The organism is Psychrobacter sp. TB67 (assembly GCF_000511065.1).
Lineage (GTDB): Bacteria > Pseudomonadota > Gammaproteobacteria > Pseudomonadales > Moraxellaceae > Psychrobacter > Psychrobacter okhotskensis.
Genome location: NZ_AYYA01000029.1, coordinates 15,913 through 39,682 on the forward strand (window position 1 = coordinate 15,913; position 23,770 = coordinate 39,682).

Annotated in this window: 20 protein-coding genes and 2 riboswitches; of the genes, 9 read left to right on the forward strand and 11 right to left on the reverse strand. The window is 44.7% G+C overall.

All coding sequences use genetic code 11. The features are described from left to right. Nucleotides 1-51 precede the first annotated feature (51 nt). From W293_RS0104245 to W293_RS0104260, 4 genes are all read right to left on the reverse strand, one after another. Nucleotides 52-1,275: a vWA domain-containing protein gene (locus W293_RS0104245; protein ID WP_025651266.1), complete on the reverse strand. Its 1,224-nt coding sequence runs from the start codon at nt 1,273-1,275 to the stop codon at nt 52-54. Nucleotides 1,276-1,369: 94 nt separating this feature from the next. Next, complete coding sequence (locus W293_RS0104250) at nt 1,370-2,233, reverse strand: AAA family ATPase (protein WP_025651267.1); 864 nt, start codon at nt 2,231-2,233, stop codon at nt 1,370-1,372. 297 nt (nt 2,234-2,530) lie between these two features. Further along, nucleotides 2,531-3,142, reverse strand: a complete 612-nt coding sequence (locus tag W293_RS0104255) for a hypothetical protein (protein WP_025651268.1) — start codon at nt 3,140-3,142, stop codon at nt 2,531-2,533. A gap of 277 nt (nt 3,143-3,419) precedes the next feature. Next, nucleotides 3,420-3,740: a YcgL domain-containing protein gene (locus tag W293_RS0104260; protein WP_025651269.1), complete on the reverse strand. Its 321-nt coding sequence runs from the start codon at nt 3,738-3,740 to the stop codon at nt 3,420-3,422. Nucleotides 3,741-3,977: 237 nt separating this feature from the next. Next, nucleotides 3,978-4,117: riboswitch (glycine riboswitch) on the forward strand. Nucleotides 4,118-4,173: 56 nt separating this feature from the next. Further along, nucleotides 4,174-4,352: riboswitch (glycine riboswitch) on the forward strand. Between the two features lie 168 nt (nt 4,353-4,520). Here W293_RS0104260 and gcvT point away from each other — a divergent pair. The 6 genes from gcvT to W293_RS0104290 all read left to right on the forward strand — a co-directional run bounded on the left by gcvT (nt 4,521) and on the right by W293_RS0104290 (nt 11,741). Further along, nucleotides 4,521-5,708 carry a glycine cleavage system aminomethyltransferase GcvT gene (gene gcvT / locus W293_RS0104265; protein WP_025651270.1) on the forward strand — a complete coding sequence of 396 codons (1,188 nt, stop codon included), beginning with the start codon at nt 4,521-4,523 and terminating at the stop codon, nt 5,706-5,708. 69 nt (nt 5,709-5,777) lie between these two features. Then, on the forward strand, nt 5,778-6,158 hold the full coding sequence (gene gcvH / locus W293_RS0104270) for a glycine cleavage system protein GcvH (RefSeq protein ID WP_025651271.1): 381 nt from the start codon (nt 5,778-5,780) through the stop codon (nt 6,156-6,158). Nucleotides 6,159-6,551: 393 nt separating this feature from the next. Further along, nucleotides 6,552-7,310, forward strand: coding sequence for a nitroreductase family protein (locus W293_RS0104275; protein WP_025651272.1), 759 nt, complete (start codon nt 6,552-6,554; stop codon nt 7,308-7,310). A 62-nt stretch (nt 7,311-7,372) separates the two neighbouring features. Beyond that, nucleotides 7,373-10,270, forward strand: coding sequence for an aminomethyl-transferring glycine dehydrogenase (gene gcvP, locus W293_RS0104280; RefSeq protein ID WP_025651273.1), 2,898 nt, complete (start codon nt 7,373-7,375; stop codon nt 10,268-10,270). Nucleotides 10,271-10,420: 150 nt separating this feature from the next. After that, nucleotides 10,421-11,119 (forward strand): esterase/lipase family protein, encoded by a 699-nt coding sequence (locus W293_RS0104285; protein ID WP_025651274.1) that lies wholly within the window; start codon nt 10,421-10,423, stop codon nt 11,117-11,119. 49 nt (nt 11,120-11,168) lie between these two features. Beyond that, nucleotides 11,169-11,741 (forward strand): hypothetical protein, encoded by a 573-nt coding sequence (locus tag W293_RS0104290; RefSeq protein ID WP_025651275.1) that lies wholly within the window; start codon nt 11,169-11,171, stop codon nt 11,739-11,741. A gap of 23 nt (nt 11,742-11,764) precedes the next feature. Here W293_RS0104290 and W293_RS0104295 read toward each other — a convergent pair whose 3' ends face one another. The 4 genes from W293_RS0104295 to W293_RS0104310 all read right to left on the reverse strand — a co-directional run bounded on the left by W293_RS0104295 (nt 11,765) and on the right by W293_RS0104310 (nt 15,718). Then, a complete protein-coding gene (locus tag W293_RS0104295) occupies nt 11,765-13,087 on the reverse strand; it encodes a ribonuclease D (protein ID WP_025651276.1) in 1,323 nt (440 codons plus the stop codon). Nucleotides 13,088-13,244: 157 nt separating this feature from the next. Then, nucleotides 13,245-13,838, reverse strand: a complete 594-nt coding sequence (gene recR, locus W293_RS0104300) for a recombination mediator RecR (protein WP_025651277.1) — start codon at nt 13,836-13,838, stop codon at nt 13,245-13,247. Between the two features lie 152 nt (nt 13,839-13,990). After that, a complete protein-coding gene (locus W293_RS0104305) occupies nt 13,991-14,320 on the reverse strand; it encodes a YbaB/EbfC family nucleoid-associated protein (protein ID WP_025651278.1) in 330 nt (109 codons plus the stop codon). A gap of 108 nt (nt 14,321-14,428) precedes the next feature. After that, entirely contained in the window at nt 14,429-15,718 is a 1,290-nt protein-coding gene (locus W293_RS0104310; protein WP_025651279.1) for an O-succinylhomoserine sulfhydrylase, read from the reverse strand. A 421-nt stretch (nt 15,719-16,139) separates the two neighbouring features. Between W293_RS0104310 and W293_RS0104315 the strand changes: the two genes are divergently transcribed. The 3 genes from W293_RS0104315 to dusA all read left to right on the forward strand — a co-directional run bounded on the left by W293_RS0104315 (nt 16,140) and on the right by dusA (nt 20,383). After that, the gene (locus W293_RS0104315) at nt 16,140-17,792 is read left to right on the forward strand and encodes a phospholipase D family protein (RefSeq protein WP_025651280.1); all 1,653 of its coding nucleotides are present in this window, start codon (nt 16,140-16,142) and stop codon (nt 17,790-17,792) included. A gap of 218 nt (nt 17,793-18,010) precedes the next feature. Further along, entirely contained in the window at nt 18,011-19,312 is a 1,302-nt protein-coding gene (locus W293_RS0104320; RefSeq protein WP_025651281.1) for an MFS transporter, read from the forward strand. Between the two features lie 99 nt (nt 19,313-19,411). Further along, nucleotides 19,412-20,383: a tRNA dihydrouridine(20/20a) synthase DusA gene (gene dusA / locus W293_RS0104325; RefSeq protein ID WP_037025768.1), complete on the forward strand. Its 972-nt coding sequence runs from the start codon at nt 19,412-19,414 to the stop codon at nt 20,381-20,383. A gap of 39 nt (nt 20,384-20,422) precedes the next feature. On the opposite strand, the gene W293_RS0104330 is transcribed toward dusA, so the two are convergent. The 3 genes from W293_RS0104330 to sppA form a co-directional block, all read right to left on the reverse strand. After that, the gene (locus W293_RS0104330; RefSeq protein WP_025651283.1) at nt 20,423-21,214 is read right to left on the reverse strand and encodes a CPBP family intramembrane glutamic endopeptidase; all 792 of its coding nucleotides are present in this window, start codon (nt 21,212-21,214) and stop codon (nt 20,423-20,425) included. A gap of 103 nt (nt 21,215-21,317) precedes the next feature. Beyond that, nucleotides 21,318-22,205, reverse strand: coding sequence for an alpha/beta fold hydrolase (locus W293_RS0104335; protein ID WP_025651284.1), 888 nt, complete (start codon nt 22,203-22,205; stop codon nt 21,318-21,320). 440 nt (nt 22,206-22,645) lie between these two features. Further along, nucleotides 22,646-23,701: a signal peptide peptidase SppA gene (sppA, locus tag W293_RS0104340; protein ID WP_025651285.1), complete on the reverse strand. Its 1,056-nt coding sequence runs from the start codon at nt 23,699-23,701 to the stop codon at nt 22,646-22,648. Nucleotides 23,702-23,770 lie beyond the last annotated feature (69 nt).

Here is a 23,770-nt window from a genome sequence, read left to right on the forward strand (position 1 = left end):
CGACTATTCTTTAGAGCAATCAGGATAATGCTCTAAACGATTGCGCTATAACTAGCGCGCCATATAGTTGGTCATCTCTTCAACACCGTGCAGAGTCATGGGGTACATCTTGTTATCAAAGATTTTTTTGATCTCAATGATGGTCTGGGTATACTGCCAATAAGAAGGCGCTTCAGGATTGAGCCACGCCACCTTGTCAAAATGCTCCAGTACCCGCTTCAACCACACAATACCTGCCTCATTATTCATATATTCAACGCTCCCACCGACCGTCATCAGCTCATATGGCGACATCGACGCGTCACCAACGAAGATAACGCGATACTCGCGACCGTATTTATTGAGCAGCTCATAGGTTGGCATCGGCGCACTATGGCGACGGTTATTGTCCTTCCAGACATAGTCGTATAGACAGTTATGAAAGTAAAAGAACTCTAAGGTTTTAAATTCATTTCTAGCCGCAGAAAATAGCTTCTCTAAAGCCTCGACATGGACATCCATACTGCCGCCGACATCAAACAGCATCAGCACTTTGACACGATTACGCCGCTCAGCTTGCATATGAATATCGAGCACGCCTTTTTTGGCGGTGCGCTTGATGGTCTCATGAATGTCTAGCTCATCGGCGCTACCGGTGCGGGCAAACTGACGCAAGTTACGCAGTGCCATCTGAATTTGGCGCGTACCAAGCTGACTGTCGTCATCGAGATTGCGATATTTACGCTGCTCCCAGACTTTGGCTGCGCTACGCTTACGCGATTCACCGCCGACGCGTACTCCTTCTGGATGGTCGCCATAGGCTCCAAAGGGTGACGTACCGCCAGTGCCGACCCATTTACTGCCGCCTTGATGACGCTCTTTTTGCTCTTTAAGACGCTCTTCAAGCGCTTTCATCAGCTCCTCTAACGAGCCATATTTTTTTAGCAATCGGCGCTGTTCTTCGGTCAGATTTTTTGGATCGAGCTTGAGATCTAGCCACTCTTTAGGAATGTCCGTCAGCTTGGCCAACAGCTCATCCATATCGAGACTGTCGACGCCTTCAAAATAATCTGACATGGCGCGGTCAAACTTATCAAAGTGGCGCTCGTCTTTGACCATGCACAGCCGAATCAGCCGATACATATCATCACGACTGGCAAAGGTGGACAGCTCTGGATTTTCAGGATGCGTCTGCATCATCAGCCCTTGATCTAACGCGGCATTTAGGTCAAGTAGCTCACGGGTACTGACCGGCACACCGTAAGTACGTAAGGTATAGAACAATTTGATAAACATAAGAGTCGCATCACTTATTGGCTGATATGGTGACGAATGAAGCCGTTTTATGGGCTTCAATCATGAGCTTTAATCATGACAAATGGTCTGTCGCTTAACGACGCATCATATTAGCAAAGCGCTGCAATAAATTGACATCGGCTTCGTTTTTGAGCAGTGCACCATATAACGGCGGAATAGACTTCTCACCGCGCAGGTTTTCTTCTAGCTCTGCTTGAGCCATATCGTCAGCCAGTAGCAACGTTAACCAATCGACCAACTCTGAGGTTGATGGTGGCTTTTTAAGCCCTTGAACATTACGCAGCTTATAAAAGATATCGAGCGCATCATTGACCAGTTTTTCTTGAATATTAGGGAAATGGACGTCGATGATTTGACGCATAGTGTCCTCTTCTGGGAAGTCGATATAATGAAAGAAGCAACGACGCAAGAAGGCATCGGGCAGCTCTTTTTCATTGTTTGAGGTGATAATAACGACAGGACGCTGTGCAGCAGTGATGGTCTCGCCTGTCTCATAGACATAAAACGACATCTTATCGAGTTCATGCAGCAAGTCATTCGGGAACTCGATATCGGCTTTATCAATTTCATCAATCAATAACACACTGCGCTCGTTACTGGTAAAGGCATCCCACAGCTTACCGGGCTTGATATAGTTGCCAATCTCATAAACCTTATCATCACCCAACTGCGAATCACGCAAGCGCGAGACGGCATCATATTCATACAGCCCTTGCTCCGCCTTGGTGGTTGATTTGATATGCCACGTAATCAGCGGCATACCCAAACTTTCAGCCACTTCTTCAGCCAGTAAGGTTTTACCTGTACCCGGCTCCCCTTTGATGAGTAGCGGCTTTTGCAAAGTCATCGCCGCGTTGACTGCCAGTTGTAAATCATCGGTTGCAATATAGCTTTGCGTGCCAGTAAAGCTTTTCTTTGTTTTGTCAGTCGTGGTCATAATCAAGTCTCAGTTATTGTTATAAATTAAATGAATTAGAAGGCAAGTGATGAAAGGTAAATAATGAATTAGATTAGCACAGCATGATTGATTGCCAAAATACTCATGCGTTCGCAGTTGCTCGCAATTATCACCAATATCCAAACATACTACTCTATCTAGGCATGGATTGATAAACGAACACGCTCACATAAAAAAAGACACGCGCGGGTGTCTTTTTTTACTTATTCAGATTATTGCTTATGCAGATTGTTACTTATTCAGAGCTCTAGTACCTTCATCAGGGCAACTTTACCGTTAAAGCTGATCGGTTTTTTTGGGTAATTTGCTGTCTTTTTTTAAATTGACGTCCGCTTTAGGCTGCGACGCTAATGAGCCATTATCAGGCTGTCCAACGAGGTTTGGATTTTCTGTCAGATAATTGCCAGTGGTTAATTGAACCGTTGCCTGCGTGTCTTCTGCACTACGGCTGCGTGCTTTGTCCAAACTTGACTCAAACGCGCCGCGAATAAGTTGCCAGACAAAACCAACAAACAAGCCAACCACTAACACCACCAGTATCGGTAGCATATTAGCAACTGCGCCCGCCATATCCTTCATCATGATGGCATAGACGACACCAATGCTCGCCGGCGCGATCACACTAGGATCGCCAAGGGTGGTGCCCGGTGCCAACAACACAGCAAACAGTATCATCCAGCTCATACCACCGAGCGGCCGTGGTAGCATGCGAGCGACCAACAACCACAATACCAACACAATCACGACACCACCAAGATACGCATACATCGGTAAGTCTGCGGGTGGCACATCTTTTACCAGCTGTCCCCACCAGATAGTAATCTCACCGAGAATATCACTGATGGCTTCTAGCGGTAAGCTGTTTACGATATTTTTTAACCAGTCCATGCGTGTTTAGTTACCTGCGTTTATAAACCTAGCAAGACGTTGTGCGCCTAGCAGTAGCTACAATAGCTATATGGTACGTTCTGTCGTACTAAAAATAAGACCGAATACATCATCGACATGTACGCTTGATAGGTTCTAGTTTATCACGACTTCTTAATAAAAAGCATGCTGCCCATTGCTGAGACCTGTTTTTTTATCGCTTACTCAAAGAAAGAACGAAGCGTACTTGCCTATCAATCGCTGCAAACTCGCTTATTAATCGTTGCAAAAAAGCATGTTAGTCGTAAATATTGTCCTGCGCTTCGCGTGCACGTAACTCTGCTTGCCGGCGCATAACGTCTTGTGGCGGCATCTGTACAAAGTATCCTTGCGCTTGTAACTTTGCCAATACCTCTGCTTTATCAACGCGCGCAAGCGTCGGTGTCGCCTCTAAATCTAGATGCATCACAAACTTACTGCGACCTAAACCAGCACGGAAATCTTTGGGTAACACGCCAAGCCAGTCCTTCAGCTCGTCGGTGTCATCAGGATAATCAGGGCGAGCAATATAGACATACATACCGTCATGTTTGGAAAATTTATAAATATCACAATGCATAAGGACCACCTATCAGAAACTATAGGCGTAGGTTAGCATAATTTCGCTAAATTTCAGTAGTCGCTTTACGTTCTGCTATGGTAAACCATGCCAAAATTATGCGCTGTCATAAAGACTAAAGCGTTCAACTTATCGATACTTCGACCGTTTATTCTGACAATAATGTCGTTTTCGACAAAATTATGCACTTTAATGCGGTTGATGACTTGTAAAAGCGCCCTGAACCTTTCATAATAAAAGCGTTTTTCAGGAGAGAGTCTGCGGGCGCAACTGTTGTATCAGACCGTATTGGTCATACCACGTTGCACGTTGCCACCAGACCACCGAAGGCGCATCCACCCTGCCAATCGCTCAGGTAAAAGGACTGAAAAGCACATGTCATCTTTGTTTGCTGTGCTGCCATCATTTGTGCATCACATACTCAAGCATTGGGCATAACAAATCTGGAGAGCGGTAAGGACGGACGACGTCTTACCCACCGAAGGGGAGAAAATACGCTATCATCAGTGATAGGTCTTTTAAAGCCAAGCTCTTTATATATTTTTTAGAGCTGCCTTTAAAACCATGATGATTCGTGTTGAAAATCTCAGGTCACAGGACAGATAGGGCTTTTGCTTAAACCGACGTTCAGCGTTTGTTTGGCTTATTGCTCTATCTTTATTTTCTGTGCCGCCCTTGGTTGCAATGCTTGCACCCTGCAATATTGCTTCTCTCTACTATGATACTGCACATCGCTCATTACTCTACCGAGTACGACTGATGTACACATAAGGATTTGTTATGACCGATACCCACTCTCAAGAAACTCACGCTCAAAATACTCAAGCACCGCAGCGCACGCCCCTTTACCAGTCTCACGTCGATAGTGAGGGCAAACTGGTGGATTTTTCTGGTTGGGAATTACCCATTCATTACGGTTCACAAATCGAAGAGCATGAAGCGGTGCGTACCGATGCTGGCATGTTTGATGTCTCACACATGGTCGTCGCTGATATCAAAGGTGGTGATGCCAAAGCTTGGCTACAGAAACTATTGGCCAATGATGTTGATAAACTAAAAACCGTCGGTAAAGCGCTATATTCTGGCATGCTCAACGAGCAAGGCGGCGTCATTGATGACCTAATCGTTTACTTAATGAATGAAGAGGCTACCGAATATCGTATCGTCTCAAACGCGGCTACTCGTGATAAAGACATGGCACAATTTGAAAAAGTCGCCGAAGGTTTTGACATCAATATTACTGAGCGTCCAGAGCTTGCCATGATTGCCGTGCAAGGACCAAATGCGGTTGCAAAACTGGCACAAGCTAAACCTAGCTGGGCAGATACGTTGGCTGAACTTAAGCCTTTCGTTGGTGCTGACTTAACAGACATCGAAGGCGCTGATTGGTTCGTGGCTCGTACGGGTTACACTGGTGAAGATGGCGTCGAAGTGATTATGCATGGCGATGATGCTCCAGCATTCTTTGAATTATTAAAAGTCAATGGCGTGAAGCCAGCCGGCCTTGGCGCGCGCGACACGTTGCGCATGGAAGCCGGTATGAACCTCTATGGTCACGATATGGACGAGACCATTAGCCCTTACGAATGTAATATGGGTTGGACACTCGCATTAAAAGACGAGCGTGATTTTGTCGGTCGTGAAGCTTTAGTCAGCAAACGCCAGCAGTCAAAAGACGACAACACCGCCATGAAGCAAGTTGGCTTACTATTGACAACGCGCGGTGTATTACGTGAAGGTATGAGTGTGACTATCAATCAAGGCACGGACAATGAACAAACTGGGGTGATTACCAGTGGTACCTTCTCCCCTAGCCTAAAAAATTCGATTGCGATTGCCCGTGTCCCTGCCAGCTTATCAGATGATGACAATGTACAGGTCGATTTGCGTGGCAAAGGTAAGTTCGCTGATGTCCGCGTCCTTAAACTACCGTTTGTCCGTAATGGCAAGCAGCAGTTTGACTCTTAGTCATCATAAATTCTATTATTAGCTTCCACTATTTTTGTAAACCATCCTCTATCACTTAGGAGAGAGACCATGAGCAATATCCCAGCAGAACTAAAATACATCGCCAGCCACGAGTGGCTACGCCTAGAAGACGACGGTACTATCACTGTTGGTATCACTGACCATGCTCAAGACCTATTGGGTGACGTGGTGTTTGTTGAACTTCCTGATGTTGGCGATACCATTGCCGTTGATGACGAAATTTCAGTCGTAGAGTCTGTAAAGGCTGCCTCTGACGTCTATGCGCCTATTTCAGGTGAAGTCGTTGCCATCAATGAAGCACTAGAAGATGATCCAGAAATCATCAACTCTGACCCATACGGTGAAGGTTGGTTCTTTAGAATGAAGCCTGACAATATTGCTGATTACGAAGCATTGCTAACCGCTGATGAGTACGAAAACGAGCTGTAGTCAATCCACTATAAAAGTGTTACAGCGTTAACCTCGCTTGAAGTATGATCTATACATCTGCATTCGGTTGCCTTGTACCACTTTTAAATTGAATCGATTCTATAATCTGATTCTTATTCTCTCGCTTAAAAGCGGTATTTGACTGAACTGAAATACCGCTATTTGTAATCTAAAAAGTGCAGCTTAAAAAATACAACTAGAAAAATATAATTTACTATGACAGATATTGGCATCAGTTGGTATCTGACCACTTTTTCCAAAGCACTTATCGCTCAATTTATTACGTCTAATCGCTATCTGATTTATTCATATCAATCACTTGTCAGACGCTATTGAGCAGACACACTCAATACTGACCGAGTTGATCACTTAATCCCCAGTATGGATCCTAATATGACTTCCAACTCTGATAACAACGACAATATTGCCACACCCAAACACACACCGCAGCTGCAAGCGTTTCGTGAAGTGGTCGAGTCACGCCGTTCCGTGCGTCGCTTTACTGACACACTGATACCTGACGATGTGTTAGCAGATTGTCTGCGTTTGGCCATGCTAGCGCCAAACTCGAGCAATCTACAGCCGTGGGAATTTTATGTGATCGATGATGCGGATAAGCGCAAACGTACGGTCAAAAACTGCATGAATCAAAATGCGGCAAAAACGGCAGCGCGCTTGATTGCGGTCGTTGCGCGTACGGATATCTGGCAAGATCACGCCCAGCAAATCTTACGTGAATATCCTGAATCGCCAGTGCCCAAAAAAGTCAAAGACTACTACACCAAAGTCGTCGCCATGGACTTTTTGCGAGGGCCAGCCAACGTGGTGTCAGCGGCAAAATGGAGTGCTACTCAAGTATTTAGACGGGTAAAAGGGCCGATCAAGTCACCTTACTATACTTTCGAAGACACCAAAAACTGGGCCACCAACAATACGGCACTGGCTGCTGAAAACTTAATGCTGGCACTACGTGCGCACGGCTTTGATAGCTGTCCGATGGGCGGCTTCGATGAGCCTGCCATGAAGCGCCTGTTAGGTTTAAGCGATGATCAGCACATCATTATGATGATTGGTGCTGGCGAACGCGCTGACAATGGCATTTACAGTAGCCAGTTCCGCTTTGACCAAGAACAGTTTGTCCATTACGTTTAATTAACCCTAACGTTATTTTATTTAAGTCAATCCCTTTATTACTCCCTTAACCAAGGACTGTCATGACTATCTCTCAAAACCCGACGTTTGATACCTTTCAAGGTTTATTCAACGAAGCTGAATTTGTCTATCGTCATTTAGGCTCAAATGAGACCAAACAAGCTGATCTGCTCAGTACAATTGGTTATAAAGACATGGCGAGCTTTATCAATGATACGGTGCCTGAGCCCGTACGCTTGCACAAAGACTTAGACTTGCCACTGGCGATGAGTGAGCACGCCGCGTTGGCTAAATTGCGCGCCATGGCAGATAATATCACCGTTAATAAAAGCTACATCGGTCAAGGCTATTCACCTGTACGTATGCCTGCGGTTATTCAGCGTAATGTGCTTGAAAATCCAGGTTGGTATACCGCTTACACCCCTTATCAAGCTGAAATTGCTCAAGGTCGTCTAGAAGCCTTACTTAACTTCCAGCAAGTTTGTATCGATTTGACTGGTCTAGAAATGGCTGGGGCATCGTTACTTGACGAAGCCACTGCTGCTGCTGAAGCCATGGCCATGTCAAAGCGGGTGAGCAAAAGCAAATCGACGCAGTTTTTCGTTGATGACCGTATCTATCCACAAACCTTAGATGTCATTAATACTCGTGCCAAGTATTTTGGTTGGGAAGTGGTCGTTGGTGATTTTGAAACCGCTAAATCAGGTGATTATTTTGGGGCATTATTCCAATACGTCGGTGTTGAGGGCGATGTAAAAGACCTAACTGACGTCATCGCTGCGGTGAAGAAAAACAAAACCTACATCAGCGTCGTCAGTGACATCATGAGCTTGGTGTTACTAAAATCCCCAGCCGATATGGGCGCAGACGTAGCGTTAGGCAGCACCCAGCGTTTTGGTATTCCCATGGGCTTTGGTGGTCCACATGCCGCTTATTTTGCGTTCTCTGATAAAGCCAAGCGCTCAGCACCTGGCCGTATCATTGGCGTCTCAAAAGATTCGCAAGGCAATACGGCATTACGTATGGCATTACAAACTCGTGAACAGCATATCCGCCGCGAAAAAGCCAACTCAAACATCTGTACCTCGCAAGTATTGCTGGCGAACCTAGCAGGTATGTACGCAGTTTATCATGGTCCAGGTGGCGTTAAGCGTATCGCCACACGTATCCATGCTTTTGCCACAGCCTTTGCTAATGTCATTAGAGAAGCTAATGACAGCAACTTAAGCGTGGTACATGATCAGTTCTTTGATACCGTCGTTATCGATTGCGGTTCAGAAAAACTGGCGACGCAAATCTTTGAAAATGCGGACAATGTTGGTTATAACTTATGGCGTCTCGATGATAACAAACTGGGTGTCGCCTTTAGTGAAACCAGTGATCAGCAAGACTTTACTGTGTTAACCCAACTGTTCGTGAGTAAGTCGCATGATTTGCCTGAGACTGCTAGCCTGTCACTTGATAGTGCACATTTACGTACCGACGACATCTTAACCCATCCGGTATTTAACACGCATCATACCGAGCATGAGATGCTGCGCTACTTAAAATCGCTCGAAGACAAAGATTTGGCGATGAACCGCAGTATGATTTCACTCGGTAGCTGTACCATGAAACTGAACGCAACCAGTGAGATGCTACCGATTACGTGGCCTGAATTTGCCAATGTGCATCCATTTGCACCGCGCGATCAAGTCACCGGCTACATTGACATGATTGATAGCCTACAAGACCAACTCAAAGCCATTACTGGTTTTGATGATGTGTCTATGCAGCCAAACTCTGGTGCGTCAGGTGAATATGCTGGCCTACTGGCGATTCGCCGCTATCATGAATCATTGGGCGAGACCAATCGTGATGTCTGTCTCATTCCAATGTCAGCGCACGGTACCAACCCTGCGACTGCCATGATGATGGGCATGCAAGTCGTCGTGGTCAAAACGGATGAAAATGGCAACGTTGATATCGAAGATTTGACCGCTAAATGTGAAGAGCATAGCGCCAATCTAGGTGCATTGATGATTACTTACCCGTCGACGCATGGTGTATTCGAAGAAGGTATCCGTCATATTTGTGATTTGATTCATAAGCATGGCGGCCAAGTCTATATGGATGGTGCCAATATGAATGCGCAGGTCGGCATGATGCAGCCTGCGGATGTCGGTGCAGACGTCCTACATATGAACTTGCATAAAACCTTCTGTATCCCACATGGCGGCGGTGGTCCTGGTATGGGCCCTATCGGTATGAAGGCACATTTAGCACCATTTATGGCCAACCATACGCTAAGCCCTGTACATAATGCCCAAAAAGACTGTTCTGCCGTATCGGCAGCGCCTTATGGCTCAGCCAGCATTTTACCAATTTCATGGATGTATATTGCCATGATGGGTCGTGATGGTTTGCTTAAAGCCACTGAGCTTGCACTATTGAATGCCAACTACGTCGCCGCTCAGCTAAAAGATCACTACCCTGTTTTATATACTGGCAAAAATGGCCGCGTCGCGCACGAATGTATTATCGATATTCGTCCGCTAAAGGAAGAAACTGGCATCAGCGAAAGCGATATTGCCAAGCGCTTGATGGATTATGGTTTCCATTCACCAACCATGAGCTTCCCAGTGGCTGGCACTCTGATGATTGAGCCAACTGAATCTGAATCTAAAGAAGAGTTAGATCGCTTTATCAGTGCGCTAAAATCTATCAAAGCTGAAGCGATGAAAGCCAAAGCAGGCGAGGACAACTGGACGCTAGAAGATAACCCACTTGTCAATGCACCGCATACTGCCGCTATGGTCACCAATAGCGAGTGGACGCATCCCTACAGCCGCGATGTTGCCGCATTCCCATTGCCTTATGTACGTGCTCATAAGTTCTGGCCAAGTGTTGCTCGTATTGACGATGCTTATGGCGATAAGAATCTGATGTGTTCGTGCCCAAGTATTGAAAACTATATGTAGTTTTCAAATAAGTATGAATAATTGATATAAAAATAAACCTCCAAGTCAGTAGCTGATTTGGAGGTTTTTATTGGTCTACAAGTTAATGATAGCTAATAACAGTTGATAAGAAGAAAAATCAATAGGCTAATGATATTATACGCGTATTTGATGAATAATTATCGAGTGCCATTACCTATGCCAACAAACCGCGTCATTCTGATTCATGGCTTACATCAAGCCGCATTTGTTATGCGTCCATTGGCTAAACGCTTGCAAGCACAAGGGTTTGATACCCATCAATATGGCTATCGCAGTATGCGTGACGGCATCAAAACCAATAGTGCCCGATTAAATGACTGGCTAGAAAACCATCATCATCCAGACCAGCCAATCGATTTGGTCGGTCATAGTTTGGGCGGTTTAATTATTCGAGATTTTGTCACTGCGTATCCGCAATGGCAAATTGGACGCTGCGTCACACTAGGCACGCCGCATATGGGTAGCATTTGTGCGGATTATATTTGGCGCTTGATCCCAGCTGTGGTGGGACGCTCATATATCGATGCATTAGATGGAACCGTCGCACCTTTACCAAAACACATTGAGCTTGGTGTGATTGCAGGGAATCGCCCGTATGGTTTGGGACAGTTATTTTTGCATCATCATAACCGCAAACTGCGTAAAGCAGATGTGCCACCACTGAAGCAGCAACTTGACCACGATGGCACAGTGTATGTAGAAGAAACCAAAATGGAGGCAGCAGTCGATCATATCGTCATGCCAGTCTCACATACCGGCATGTTAGTTAACAAAGAAGTCGCTAAACAAGCCTTTTACTTTCTAGAGCATGGGAAGTTTGAGCGTTAGATTGGAAAAAAACCAGATAACAAGTTAGATTTAAATTGAGTATAAACTAATGAGCAATAATGAATTTGATCCAAATAAATATAGTTATTTAGAGACTAGACCAAATAATCTTAAAATATTAATTGTTATAATACTCTGCTCTGGCTTATTTGGTGTCTACTCATATTTTAGCGACAAGTCCAAAGTCATAAAGTTAAATGAGCCACCTTTAGACCCTTTTTGGAGTTTTGTTGTTAGTAACGAGCAAGTAGAAGTGTATACTGATTTAGTCAATGTAAATATGGAAAATCAAGACTCTGATAAAGTAGATTATTGGGAAAAGATAGTTATGCTAAACGGATTTGAAGTAAGTGACGACATCAACGATCAAATACTATTGGATTTTGACAAACCTTTAGAGACTATTATTAGTCACTTCTTAGTAGATTGTTCGAATAGTACTTATCAACGTTTAAATACAATTTATACTCAAGTTGATGGCAAAACACGATTTATGAATACATACGACGATCCGTTACCGGCTGTTGCCATCAATAATGATATGTTAAATTATTATAGTTCACAGTATGCTTGTCAAATTAAAGATATGGACGTCGCACAACGACTGGCTACGGTCGAATAATCTATTGGTTAACAACAATCGCTTTACTTAACACCCATGCCTTGCTGTAATTCAGTTTTGTGCTTCTCAATTACTGGTATCAAGGTTTGCGTCACCCACTCATTGCGCCAGCCTTTTAAGCCTTCTGGTAGCTTGCTTAAATCTTTATCAAATGCAATCACTTCATACAGCTGCCCCAGCCATTTTTTACGCATTAATACATTAGCAGGCACGCCAATAGCTTCTGCTTGCTCATCGATCGCTTGTTGCACAGCCTTTGACAGCACTTTGTTTTTTGAGCGATAAGGCGGCAATAGACAGTCTGGATATTCAGCAGGATGCAGATTTTTTGCCTCTTTTATTACTTTAAGCAACTCTTCGCCATACAGTCGCAACATGCTACGGTGCATCGTGGTTTTATGCGCCAACTCGCGCATGCTGGTTGGCTTTTCAGTGATAATCTCGCGTACAGCTTGTTTCTTAATCACAAAAGTGCGCGGCTGATTGGTCGAACGCGCCAGCTCTTCTCGCCAAGTCGCCACCGCTTTTAATATCGCCATTTGCTGCGAGTTATAGCGATAATCAGCCATCGTTAAGTACATCGCTTCGTCCTCAACATGCTGAGCGTCGTACAAATCGCTGGCATAAAGCTGACAATCCGCCCAGACATATTCAAACAGTCCTTGCTTTTTTAGCTCGTATTCGAGGCTCAAATAAAGCGCTGGCAAGAAGCGTACGTCATCAATCGCATATTGCTCTTGCTCATCTGAGAGCGGACGCTGTAGCCAGTCCGACTGACTTTGTTCTTTATCGATATGCATATCTAACTGATCATCGAGCGCTTGCTGATAGCCCATTTGCAACTGTCCCGTCAAATAAGACAACGCAATTTGCGTATCAAAAATATTGGTCAATGGCGGGCAACCAGACAACAGATAAAAAATCCCCAAATCTTCACCACAAGCATGCCAAATCGCTACGTCAACTTCGCTAAGCGCTTGCCAAAAATCAGCCAACTGCAATTGCGGCGCATCCAATAAATATACATGATTGCCGGTATTTAGCTGTACCAATGCCAAGCGTGGATAATAAGTATCGCGCTTGATAAACTCGGTATCTAACGCCACTCGCCCGCAAGTCGCCAATGCATCGATGACTTCAGCCAAACCATCTTGCTCACGCACCCACGTGATGGCAACTTCATCCGCAATATCCAATAATGCATCGATATTTGGTTCAGGCGGCAAAGCTGTTGACGCTATATCAGTATTAATTGATTGCTTTGATGCATCGTCAGTAGCAGCAGTGTTGTCTGCACGGTTTGATTGGGTAGAAGCGGTTGAAGCTAATGAAGCATTGTTGGACACGGGCAGATACCTGCATAAATAGGAGAAAATAAAACGCCAAACTGCGTCTTAATAAAAGATAACAATAGTAGCAATTAAGCAATTATAACAAGTTCATAAAATAAAATGGGCAAGATTTGGGTTTTATAGAGAACTTATGAAATTGCTATAGAAAATACTATAAGAAGGAACGATTTTGCATCGCTTGTCCAAGGGTCATACTATCAAGGTACTCCAGCTCGCCACCCATCGGGACACCTTGTGCCAAACGCGTCACTTTATTGACATGACGGCCGACTGCTTCGCTGATAAAGTGGGCGGTGGTCTGCCCCTCGACAGTCGTACCCGTTGCCAAGATCAATTCCTCAACAGGCTCTTGCTTAACCCGCCAGACCAGTTGATCGATATTTAAATCATCAGCGCTAATACCATCAATCGGTGATAAATGACCGCCTAAAACAAAGTAGCGACCACGATAACCTGCCGTTTGCTCGATAGCCATCACATCTGCTGCGGTTTCGACCACGCATAATAGGCCATCATCACGCCTTGGGTCTTGGCATAGTGGACAAACGGCCTCGTCACTAAAACTGTGACAGCGCTCGCACTCAACGATATCACGCATCGCCTCATCAAGCGCTTGCGCCAGTGCCATGCCTTGTGGACGTTTTTTGGTGAGCAGATGCAGCGCCATACGTTGGGCACTTTTTTGACCCACACCCGGCAAAATGCGCAGTTGTTTGACCAGTTGATCAAATTTGGCTGTCAGCAAAGTAACTTCCTTTATTTAACTTAATTTATAAACCGTAGCTATAAAAATGGGGTCGTATCGTGTCGATAACAACCCCATTTTTGTCTTCAATATGCAGTATTTGGCACCTAAAAACTTAACCTTTACAAACTTAGTAGTTAAAAGGCAGTTGCTTAGAACATACCTTGCATACCTGGTGGCAGACCCATACCTGAGGTCGCGCCTGCCATCGTTTCTTCGTACAGCTCATCCGCTTGACGCACCGCGTCATTGATAGCCGCAGCGATTAAGTCTTCGATCATATCCGGCTCATCTTCAAGCAAGCTTGGATCGATGGTCAAACGCTTAACCACATGTCGACCCGTCATAGTGACTTTTACCAAACCACTGCCCGCTTCAGCTTGCACTTCTTTATTGGCCAGCTCTTTTTTAGCATTTTCAACGTTTGCTTCGACTTTCTTTTGCATCGTTTGTGCTTGTTGCATCAATGCTTGGATATTCATAGTTGCCTCTTTGTCTTTATAGTAATGAGTAATATAGTAATGAGTAATTTTTATTAACGTAGATCATAACGTAAATTTTATGCGTTAACGGTGATTATACCGTTATCTTTACAAACTGTCTAAACCACGCGCCAAATCTTTAATGATGTCTTCTACATCTTCCAAGCCGACCGACAGACGAATAAGGCCGTCTTTGACGCCTGCTTCTGCTCGTGCTTCAGGCGTCAGGCGAAAATGGGTAGTGGTCGCCGGATGGGTAATCGTGGTTTTGGCGTCGCCCAAATTATTGGTGATAGAGACCATTTGCGTGGAATCTATCACATGCCATGCAGCGGCTTTTGAATCCTGACTATTTGAATCAGTGCTAGCAGATGGTTTGACTTCAAAACCCATAATAGCACCATAGCCGCCTTTCATATGATGTTGACGCGTCGCCAGTTCATGCGCAGGATGATCGCTCAAACCTGAAAAGTGCACCGTGCTGACATTGGGATGATTGACCAAAAAATCCGCCACTTGATTGGCATTGTTGCAGTGCGCTTGCATACGCAATTTCAGCGTCTCAAGCCCCTTAGTAAAGACCCACGCGTTGAACGGGCTCATGCTGATACCGCCTGAGCGCACCACGGTAAAGGCCTCTTGCATCAGCGCATCGCTACCGACCAAGGCACCGCCCAATACACGACCTTGCCCGTCTAAATACTTGGTCGCAGAATGTATCACCACATCGGCACCCAAGTCGAGTGGACGCTGCAGCGCTGGCGTGGCAAAGCAATTATCCACCACCAATAAGATATCGTTGGCCTTGCATAGCTTGCTTAAATAGTCGATATCACAAATCTGCGCTAATGGATTACTAGGACTCTCACAATAAATAACCTTGGTATTTGGCTGTACAGCCTTAGCCCACGCGTCATTATCGAAGCAATCGACATAGCTGACTTCCACACCGAACTTTGCCATATAATTATTAAATAGACCAATGGATGAGCCAAACAATTGATTGGCAGCAAGCAGATGATCGCCTGCTTTTAAATACGCCAAGCACATGGTCAAAATCGCCCCCATGCCTGAGGCTGTCGCCACCGCACGCTCACCATTTTCAAGCGCTGCCAAACGACGTTCAAAGGTACGCACGCTTGGATTGGTGTGGCGTGAGTAAACGTTGCCCGTCTTGTCACCATTAAAATGCGCTGCCGCGTCCGCCGCCGACTCATAAACATAGGAGCTGGTGGTAAAGATAGCCTCTGAATGCTCGCCTTCATCGGTGCGATGTTGCCCTGCACGCACAGCGATGGTCTGCATGCCATAATCAAGGTCTAAATTGAGCGCGTCACTGCGCCAGTTAGGATCTAATTTATTTAAATGGTTATCATCATGCGCTTGCGACTGACTCATAAATCTTCCGTTACTCTTGTTGGTAGTAAAATAATTCTTAGTAAAATGGTTGAGCATAAAATGACGGCTTATTCTCTAATTATCGACACCATTCATCAGCGTTATCATATCATGTCAACTTATTCCAAACATCTGGTTTCAGAGCACTACTAAATATTATTTTTGAATACGCTTTCGCAGAATACTAAAACCCGAAATTAGAGTTAAATGCGAGCTTAGTCAAGCGCTTAAGCCAAAAAATAACGTATTTATAATAGGCAGATAAGACAACAACTGCTAAGCTTAGCGACTATTTAAGCTTGGCCTAGGACGTTATTTTTATAAGCGTCATCATCAGTGCTATTATTTTATAAAAATGAACATATTCATTAAAATTTTAGCAGCATTCCAATAAATCAAGGCTCATTAGGGTTAATCAGTTATGTCGATGCTAAGTATAGAACCAAGCAATTTATCGCTCAGTCTAACACTCGGATTAACCTTAGGTCTTACTGGCTGCCAGAGTTTGCCTGAGAAGCCACATTTGCCTGAGAGCCAAGCGTTATCAGCGCGTGTTAATGCTTTATATCAGCAAGACAGCAAACTTAAAAATAATGACAGTACTAACAATAAGAATAATGGCGGTGAAAATACGGATCTGGTCGCGGCCATTAGTGAACAGAACAACGTTCACCCTGATTTGTCCGGCTATCATCCGATTGTGACTGGCGCCAATGCTTTTGCTTCGCGCAGTATCCTGACCGGTATGGCCACGCGCAATATCGATGTGCAATATTATATTTGGCACGATGATCAGGCCGGTCAGCTACTTTTAAAAGACTTATGGGAAGCAGCTGAGCGCGGCGTTATCGTGCGCTTATTGCTCGATGATTTTAATAATAACGCCAAGTTTGATCAGCGTTTATTACGTTTTGCCAGCCACCCAAACATCGCGGTGCGCATTATCAATCCGTTAATGCATCGTAAATTTCAGACCTTAAATTTTGTCACGGGCTTACCGCGTATCAATCGGCGTATGCACAATAAGAGCATGACCTTTGATAAGCAAATTACCATTATTGGCGGTCGAAATATCGGTGATGAATACTTAAGTAACAATCAAAACAGCCAATTTGCGGATTTAGATGTATTACTGATCGGCAAAGTAGTGGCCGATATCGATAATAGCTTTGCTAGCTACTGGTCCTCGCCCATCTCATTTGACATCGAAACGCTGGTAACCGCTGATAAAGGGACAAGTAAAGACTTCTTAGCGTCGTTAGACAAGCTCGATCAAGATGAAAAAAATAATACTCGCAGTAGTTTGGCTGTTTATAAGACCGCCATCGAAGACTCCTCTATCGATACTGATTTAATCAATAAGCAGGTGCCCTTTCGCTGGACGGATATGCAGTTTTTGAGTGATGATGTCGGCAAACTGACCAAAACCGTTCCTGCCAATACCAATTTGGTACATCAGCTGCGTACCTTGCTGGGCACGCCCACCAAGCGCTTGACTATTATTTCATCCTACTTCGTACCAACCAAAGATGGCGTTAAGACGCTGGTACAATTGGCCGAAGCGGGTATTGAAATCAAAATTTTGACCAATTCATTTGATGCAACCGATGTGACGGCGGTGCATTCTGGCTACAGTCAATGGCGTCCCAATTTGCTGCGCTCAGGGGTGAAAATCTACGAGCTTAAGTCCACCGCTGCGGAAGAAAAACGCGAAAACAAACTGTGGAAAGCTCGCAGCCAATCCTCAACCAGCTTACATGCCAAAACCTTTGCTGTGGATGATTATCAGGTGTTTATTGGCTCATACAATGTCGATCCGCGCTCTGCCAATATCAATACTGAAATGGGCGTCATTATTAATGATGAAGAACTGGCAAGCCAGCTACACGGTGCACTCAGCGATGATTTGTTAAATCAGGCGTATGAAGTCAAGTTGCTGGAGAGCGGTGCTTTACAGTGGCATACCATGGAAAATGGTAAAAAAGTGATTTACGATACAGAGCCGCGCGTTGATATGGGTGACCACGTTTGGCTGACCATCATGTCATGGCTGCCAATCGATTGGCTGCTATAGATTATAGGTTCCTTTTAACCAAATTTATAGCGTACTGAATGTCTGTCACTTATTTTAAGAGTCAGTGGCTCATTAGCCTTCGTATTCAAAAAGCCTTATTTTCATTATGCCGGCAAATCATTATCTATCTATATTGATTTGCCGGTTTTTATTATGGTCGGTTATCTAGATGATGACCGTCTTAACAATCAGTTTACTGTGTGGATGCGTGATCTATTATGCCGTCTCGTTCTCAATATGCTTTGATGTCTGCTAAAGACAAAAATATCGTGATGCTTATCAGCTTTAGCAGCGCGGTGACATTTTTTGACTTTTTGATTTATCTGTACATCGCAGATATCGTCTCGCTTGCTTTTTTCCCGGCTAGTACCAGTCCTACCGTCGCCAAGCTACAAGGGCTTGGCCTCTTTACGGTCGGTTATTTGGCACGGCCACTTGGCGGCATTATTTTTGGTCGTTATGGGGATATCAAAGGTCGAAAGCCCATATTATTTATAAGCTTGCTCGTCACTGCTGCCAGTTTATTAGCGATGGCATGTCTGCCGACGTATGCGCAGTGGGGCTTGGTTGCGCCCGCTTTATTTATTTTACTCAGGCTGGTACAGGGGATGGCTTATGGCCTATATGTACCTTTAGCATGGGTTTTTGTGGCGGAACATGTGCCGCGGCAGTATCTTTCTGTAGGTTGTAGCTATGTAACTGCCAGTTTCTTCGTCGGTGTATTATTTTCTAATGCCTTTTTTAGTTGGCTTACCGGAGCAATGACCCCTGAGCAGTTGACAGATTATGGCTGGCGGCTGCCATTTTTTATCGCCTCAATACTGAGCTTTTTGCCGTTACTTGCGTGGCGATTGATTGGTGAATCACCGTTTTTTATCGCGATGGAAAAATCGAAACCCAAGAGCTATTTTGCCAAGCCGCTTACCCTGCTCTTTAAAAATCACAAACACTCAGTATTTGTCGGCATGATGCTGACGTTGATTATTTCTAGCATTACGACTGTCGTCATTCTTTTATTACCAGAGTTAATCGAATTACGCTTTACTTTAGATACTGATTTGTTTGGATTTTCGCACAGTTTGGGTATTGTTTTTATGATTTTTGGCTGCATATTTTATGGCTTAGTGTCTAATCATGAGAATTTTGGCAAAATTTTGGTTGTTGGTTCTGCCTTGTTAATCGCTCAAATGCTTGCTTTCTTTTATCACTTGCAAGCAGGCGGCGACTATATCTTGATTATGTATGCGCTACTGGGCTTCTGTGCTGGCATTGTCGGTATGGTACCGGCTATTCTTGTGCAACTGTTTCCAACCAATGTGCGCCTTACCGGAATGGCTTTTTGTTATAATATCACCTATGGCATCGTGGGCGTACTTATACCTTTTGGGCTGGGCTATGCCACGTTATTTATCAGTTTTTCACCCGCTCTCTATATCGCCTTTATCGGCTTTATTGGCATTATCATGGGACTGTATTTTTACAACTTACCCCAGTTCAAAAGAATTGATCAGGTGGTCTAGCAAGGGCGTATTGAATATTCGCCCATTGTGCTTACGACACCTGTTGTCTCTATGCAAAACACTCACACTCAAAGAATAAAATATTAAGGCTTATTATCCATGGTTGATATGACCAATAAACGACTCTCAGTTGCCCCCATGATCGATTGGACGACAACGGATTATCGTTATTTTGCGCGACTTTTTAATCCGCACGTCTACTTATATACTGAAATGATCAGTACAGGGGCGCTGATACATGGTAATCGAGCACGGCATCTACGCTTTGACGCGCTCGAGCAGCCTATCGTGCTGCAACTTGGCGGTGCATATATTGATGAGATGACCCAGTGTGCCGAGTTCGCGCAACAGCATGGTTATGATGAGGTTAATATCAATGTTGGTTGCCCATCGGATCGCGTCCAACATAATAAAATTGGCGCTTGTCTCATGGCCGAGCCAAATATTGTCGCTGACTTGGTCAAACACATGCAAACGGCGGTCGATATCCCAGTAACCGTCAAGCATCGTATTGGTATAGATGATTTTGATAGCTATGAGTTTATGGCAGATTTTGTGCAGACGGTCGCTGCTGCTGGTTGTACGCGCTTTATCGTCCACGCTCGCACCGCATGGCTACAAGGTCTTAGCCCCAAGCAAAATCGCGAAATTCCACCACTACGTTACGATGATGTCTACCGCCTCAAACAAGACTTTCCAGACCTTGATGTCGAGATAAACGGTGGTATCGAGACCGTCGCAGATATTCAAGCGCACTTGCAGCATATAGACGGTGTGATGATTGGCCGCGCCTTTTATCATAACCCTTATCTGCTAGCAGAAGCCAATAGCTTATGGGGTGAGCCTGCACCTAAGCGCTCAGATATATTGGCGCAGCTTTATCCTTATCTAGAAGAGCAACTGGCCAAAGGTGAAGCGCTGCCAACGATGACTCGGCATTATTTAGGATTATTTCAAGGGCTGACGGGAGCTCGCAAATGGCGACAGGCATTGAGTGGCAAACCTAAACTGACGATAGATGACGTTAAACAAGCAGCCGCTGAAGTCTTGGCATTAAACCCTGATGCATAGCTCTTTTTGATTAAGCAAATTCTCTTAAGAAAATTTTGATTAAGCGGTTTGCGCTAAATACTGCCCCATCGCTGCGCCATTATTGACAATGTGAAGCAGCATGGGCAGTAGCAGCGAGCCAGATTTGATACGGGCATAGCAAAATATCAATGCCAGCACCACGATAGTGCTGATTTCATAAACGCCATACTGCAAGTGAATCACCGCAAATATTACACTGGTGACGATACTAGCAATGATCGCCCCGCGCAGCTCTTGACTTGGTGAGGCGACGAATTGCTCAGTAATGGCCGACCATAGGATGCCGCGAAAGACCAGCTCTTCGTATAATGGCGCGACTATCACCATTGCAAATACTAGCAGCCACACTGAGCTGACGGACTGATATAACGGATCGACAAACACCAGTGGCGATTTATCAAGCCAGTAAGTCAGCGCCTGACTGCCAATCATAAATATCAATAATATACCTAGCATCCCAACGCCAAACGCGACTGAAAATGGTTTGAGCGCAAGATAGCGCTGCCAATTACCGCCTTTTAACCGAATCAACATAACGATGAGGGCGACCAGCAATACACCGCCAATCATAATGGACACACTCACGACCGTGCCATTACTGCTGCCATAGAAAAACACATCAGCCACGTTTGCGCTTTTAGCAGCCGGTAGCAGCAGCTTGCCTGCGATATAGACTCCTAGCAGTTGACTGATAAAGAATGCGACGACCATACCTATGGTCAGTAAAAACACTTCCAAGCGTGAAAATAACGGCAAACGCTTAGGCGAGTTTATCAGCCGTTGCTTGGCAGCACTAAAATGATTTGGCATAAAATGGTGACTCAGTGATATAGAGTATCAATGCTGACGACAACTTTATATTAGGACTAGGATACGCCCTAATCTGAGCAGTCAAATAAGTAGCGCGCATGATTTATTTTGGTAGTTGTTGCTTGATTAAGTCCAATACTTGCCGTGACACAGACTCTGGATACTCAAGCGGGAACATATGACCACCCGTATGGGTCGTATAAGGAATACCAAGTCGTGATTTTATTTGCTGCGGGAAACGGCGCTTTAAAAACAAGCTTTCTTCCCCAATAATGAGGGTAACTGGCGGCTTTGGGGCGCGGTTTGGCGTTAGCCAATACCATGAGGGATTGGTTCGAAAGACATCTACCTCAACGGACTTTGGAATCGCTAAGGTCACTTTGCCATCCGCACGCTCATGTAAACCGTGCTCAATGTAACCCTGAAAGCTACGCTCATCAAAGTTTTTAAAAAAACCTTTGTGACGCATTTTATCGTAGGCATCTTCGCGGCTATCCCAAACATCGCGGCGGTGCTTAGATACCCCAGCTGGAGATAGCTTATCCATCAAGCGGTTGTTCATCAATGGTAGCCTATCAGCCGTCTTTGCCAAATGCCAAAAAAAGCTGACTTTACCATAAATCCAAGGGGGATCCATTAATACTGCTTGAGCAAAGTGCTGAGGCTCACGGTACAATGCCTGCATGGTACACATAGCGCCCAGCGAATGTCCAACGGCCACGACTTGCGCGACACCATGCTTCTCACAAGTACTTTTCACACTATCGATAATTTGCTGAGTCAGACTGCGCCAGTGATCATCAACTGGATAGTCAGGATTAGTACCTAACATCGCAATATATTCGATCGTAAAAAACTCACTAAGACCTGCAAAAAATGCTTCATAAACCGCGCTTGGCATACCATTGGCATGGGCAAAATGTATCACGGGCTTCCTTGTTTTTTTAGAGACGGGTAGCGCTGCAAAAGTTTGCAAATTGATGTCACTCATAACAAGCTCTCATTGATTTTTATCATTATGGGATATTAAGGCGTGTATTTTATGGTCATTTTCAAAATGAACACATTCTCAAAATAAAGATACGCCCTAAATAGTAGTTACTTTAATAGTAAGAATGCCATTAATAGTCGCTGTGCCATTAATAGTCATCAAAGATTATAGCATTCAAAAAATGAGCATGGCGAAAGAAAACCAGACCAATTACTGACGTAGATAAAGCACTGCTTGGTTAAAGCAATTTTGACCAACCAAAGGTATTGTTGGCCTCGGTATTTTTTGGACTTGGTATTTTGTGGACTTAATGTTTTTCGAATACGCTATTCCATTGGAATGCCCATTATCCATAACTTTGTACTGACCAATAATTAAGGCTGAGCATAATAATACGCTCAGCCTTAATTATTGGTCACAGTAAACCTAACACCATAGGCTTAGCGCATTTCTGCATTACCATCGGTTTGTGGCAAAACATCAAGCTTGACGCTTGAGCCGATACCCGCGCCCAACTTAACTGCAAAGCGATCCATAAATAAACTGAACGGATCGGTTGGGGTATAATTGACGACATTATCGAGCTTTAACTGCTTTTCTAAGCTAGAAATGCTGCCTTTTTTATCAGCGAGACCTAAGGCAATCGATTGCTCACCAGTCCAGAACAATCCTGAGAACAGTTTATTCTCTTCTGGGTTTTTTAGACGAGCGCCGCGTCCTTCTTTTACCGCATTGATAAAGTGCTTATGAGTATTGGCCAGCACTTTTTCGACATGCTTTTCTTCATAATCGGTAAGCGGGCGCGATAAGCTTAAGATGTCTTTATATTCACCAGCAGTGATAGTGCGATCTTCAACACCGACTTTATCCATCAAGCCTTCGACATTGTAGCTTGGCATAATCACGCCAATAGAACCAACCAAACTTGATGGGTTCACATAAATCTCATCTGCCGCTGAGGCAATATAATAAGCACCAGAAGCGCCGATATCACCGATCACCGCATAGAGTTTTTTATCTGGATACTCTTGGCGTAGATCCCTCATTGTCTGCCAAATCTCATCAGACTGTACAGGTGAGCCACCAGGTGAGTTGATATCTAGCGCCACTGCTTTTGAGTTATTATTTTCAAAAGCACGCGTCAATGCTTCGTTGACATCATAAGCATTGGCGACATCACCACTACTGATAGTGCCTTGCAACTCAACCACGGCCAAATGTGGCTTGCTGGTATCCATACCGTCAAGAGCTGATGGCGCTTTACTGCTACAGCCACGGCCAAGGGTCAAAAATATCAATAGGATATAACCAAAGGTCAAGAGTTTAAAAAAGATACCCCAGCGGCGCGCACGGCGTTGCTCTACCACACTAGCGAGCAAGGTATTTTCAATCAAGCGCCATTCTTGTCCGCTCGGCTGGCTTGACTGCGGCATCGGCGCTGGCTGATTTGCCGAATTGTCAGGACGTTTGTTAGGGTCTGGTGGCCAGTTGGGCATATAACTTCCTAAGTCAGAAACAATCTAAAACGATAAAAGAGATGATATAGAAAATGAGGTCAGTAAGAA

What these genes read in the sequence shown, in the direction of transcription:
- gcvH (WP_025651271.1), top strand. Translation starts at nt 5,778, where the DNA reads ATGAGCAATATCCCAGCAGAACTAAAATACATCGCCAGCCACGAGTGG.
- dusA (WP_037025768.1), top strand. Translation starts at nt 19,412, where the DNA reads ATGGTTGATATGACCAATAAACGACTCTCAGTTGCCCCCATGATCGAT.
- W293_RS0104305 (WP_025651278.1), bottom strand. Translation starts at nt 14,320, where the DNA reads ATGAATATCCAAGCATTGATGCAACAAGCACAAACGATGCAAAAGAAA.
- gcvP (WP_025651273.1), top strand. Translation starts at nt 7,373, where the DNA reads ATGACTATCTCTCAAAACCCGACGTTTGATACCTTTCAAGGTTTATTC.
- W293_RS0104310 (WP_025651279.1), bottom strand. Translation starts at nt 15,718, where the DNA reads ATGAGTCAGTCGCAAGCGCATGATGATAACCATTTAAATAAATTAGAT.
- gcvT (WP_025651270.1), top strand. Translation starts at nt 4,521, where the DNA reads ATGACCGATACCCACTCTCAAGAAACTCACGCTCAAAATACTCAAGCA.
- W293_RS0104255 (WP_025651268.1), bottom strand. Translation starts at nt 3,142, where the DNA reads ATGGACTGGTTAAAAAATATCGTAAACAGCTTACCGCTAGAAGCCATC.
- W293_RS0104290 (WP_025651275.1), top strand. Translation starts at nt 11,169, where the DNA reads ATGAGCAATAATGAATTTGATCCAAATAAATATAGTTATTTAGAGACT.
- sppA (WP_025651285.1), bottom strand. Translation starts at nt 23,701, where the DNA reads ATGCCCAACTGGCCACCAGACCCTAACAAACGTCCTGACAATTCGGCA.
- W293_RS0104285 (WP_025651274.1), top strand. Translation starts at nt 10,421, where the DNA reads ATGAATAATTATCGAGTGCCATTACCTATGCCAACAAACCGCGTCATT.
- W293_RS0104315 (WP_025651280.1), top strand. Translation starts at nt 16,140, where the DNA reads ATGTCGATGCTAAGTATAGAACCAAGCAATTTATCGCTCAGTCTAACA.
- W293_RS0104260 (WP_025651269.1), bottom strand. Translation starts at nt 3,740, where the DNA reads ATGCATTGTGATATTTATAAATTTTCCAAACATGACGGTATGTATGTC.
- W293_RS0104245 (WP_025651266.1), bottom strand. Translation starts at nt 1,275, where the DNA reads ATGTTTATCAAATTGTTCTATACCTTACGTACTTACGGTGTGCCGGTC.
- W293_RS0104250 (WP_025651267.1), bottom strand. Translation starts at nt 2,233, where the DNA reads ATGACCACGACTGACAAAACAAAGAAAAGCTTTACTGGCACGCAAAGC.
- W293_RS0104320 (WP_025651281.1), top strand. Translation starts at nt 18,011, where the DNA reads ATGCCGTCTCGTTCTCAATATGCTTTGATGTCTGCTAAAGACAAAAAT.
- W293_RS0104335 (WP_025651284.1), bottom strand. Translation starts at nt 22,205, where the DNA reads ATGAGTGACATCAATTTGCAAACTTTTGCAGCGCTACCCGTCTCTAAA.
- W293_RS0104330 (WP_025651283.1), bottom strand. Translation starts at nt 21,214, where the DNA reads ATGCCAAATCATTTTAGTGCTGCCAAGCAACGGCTGATAAACTCGCCT.
- W293_RS0104275 (WP_025651272.1), top strand. Translation starts at nt 6,552, where the DNA reads ATGACTTCCAACTCTGATAACAACGACAATATTGCCACACCCAAACAC.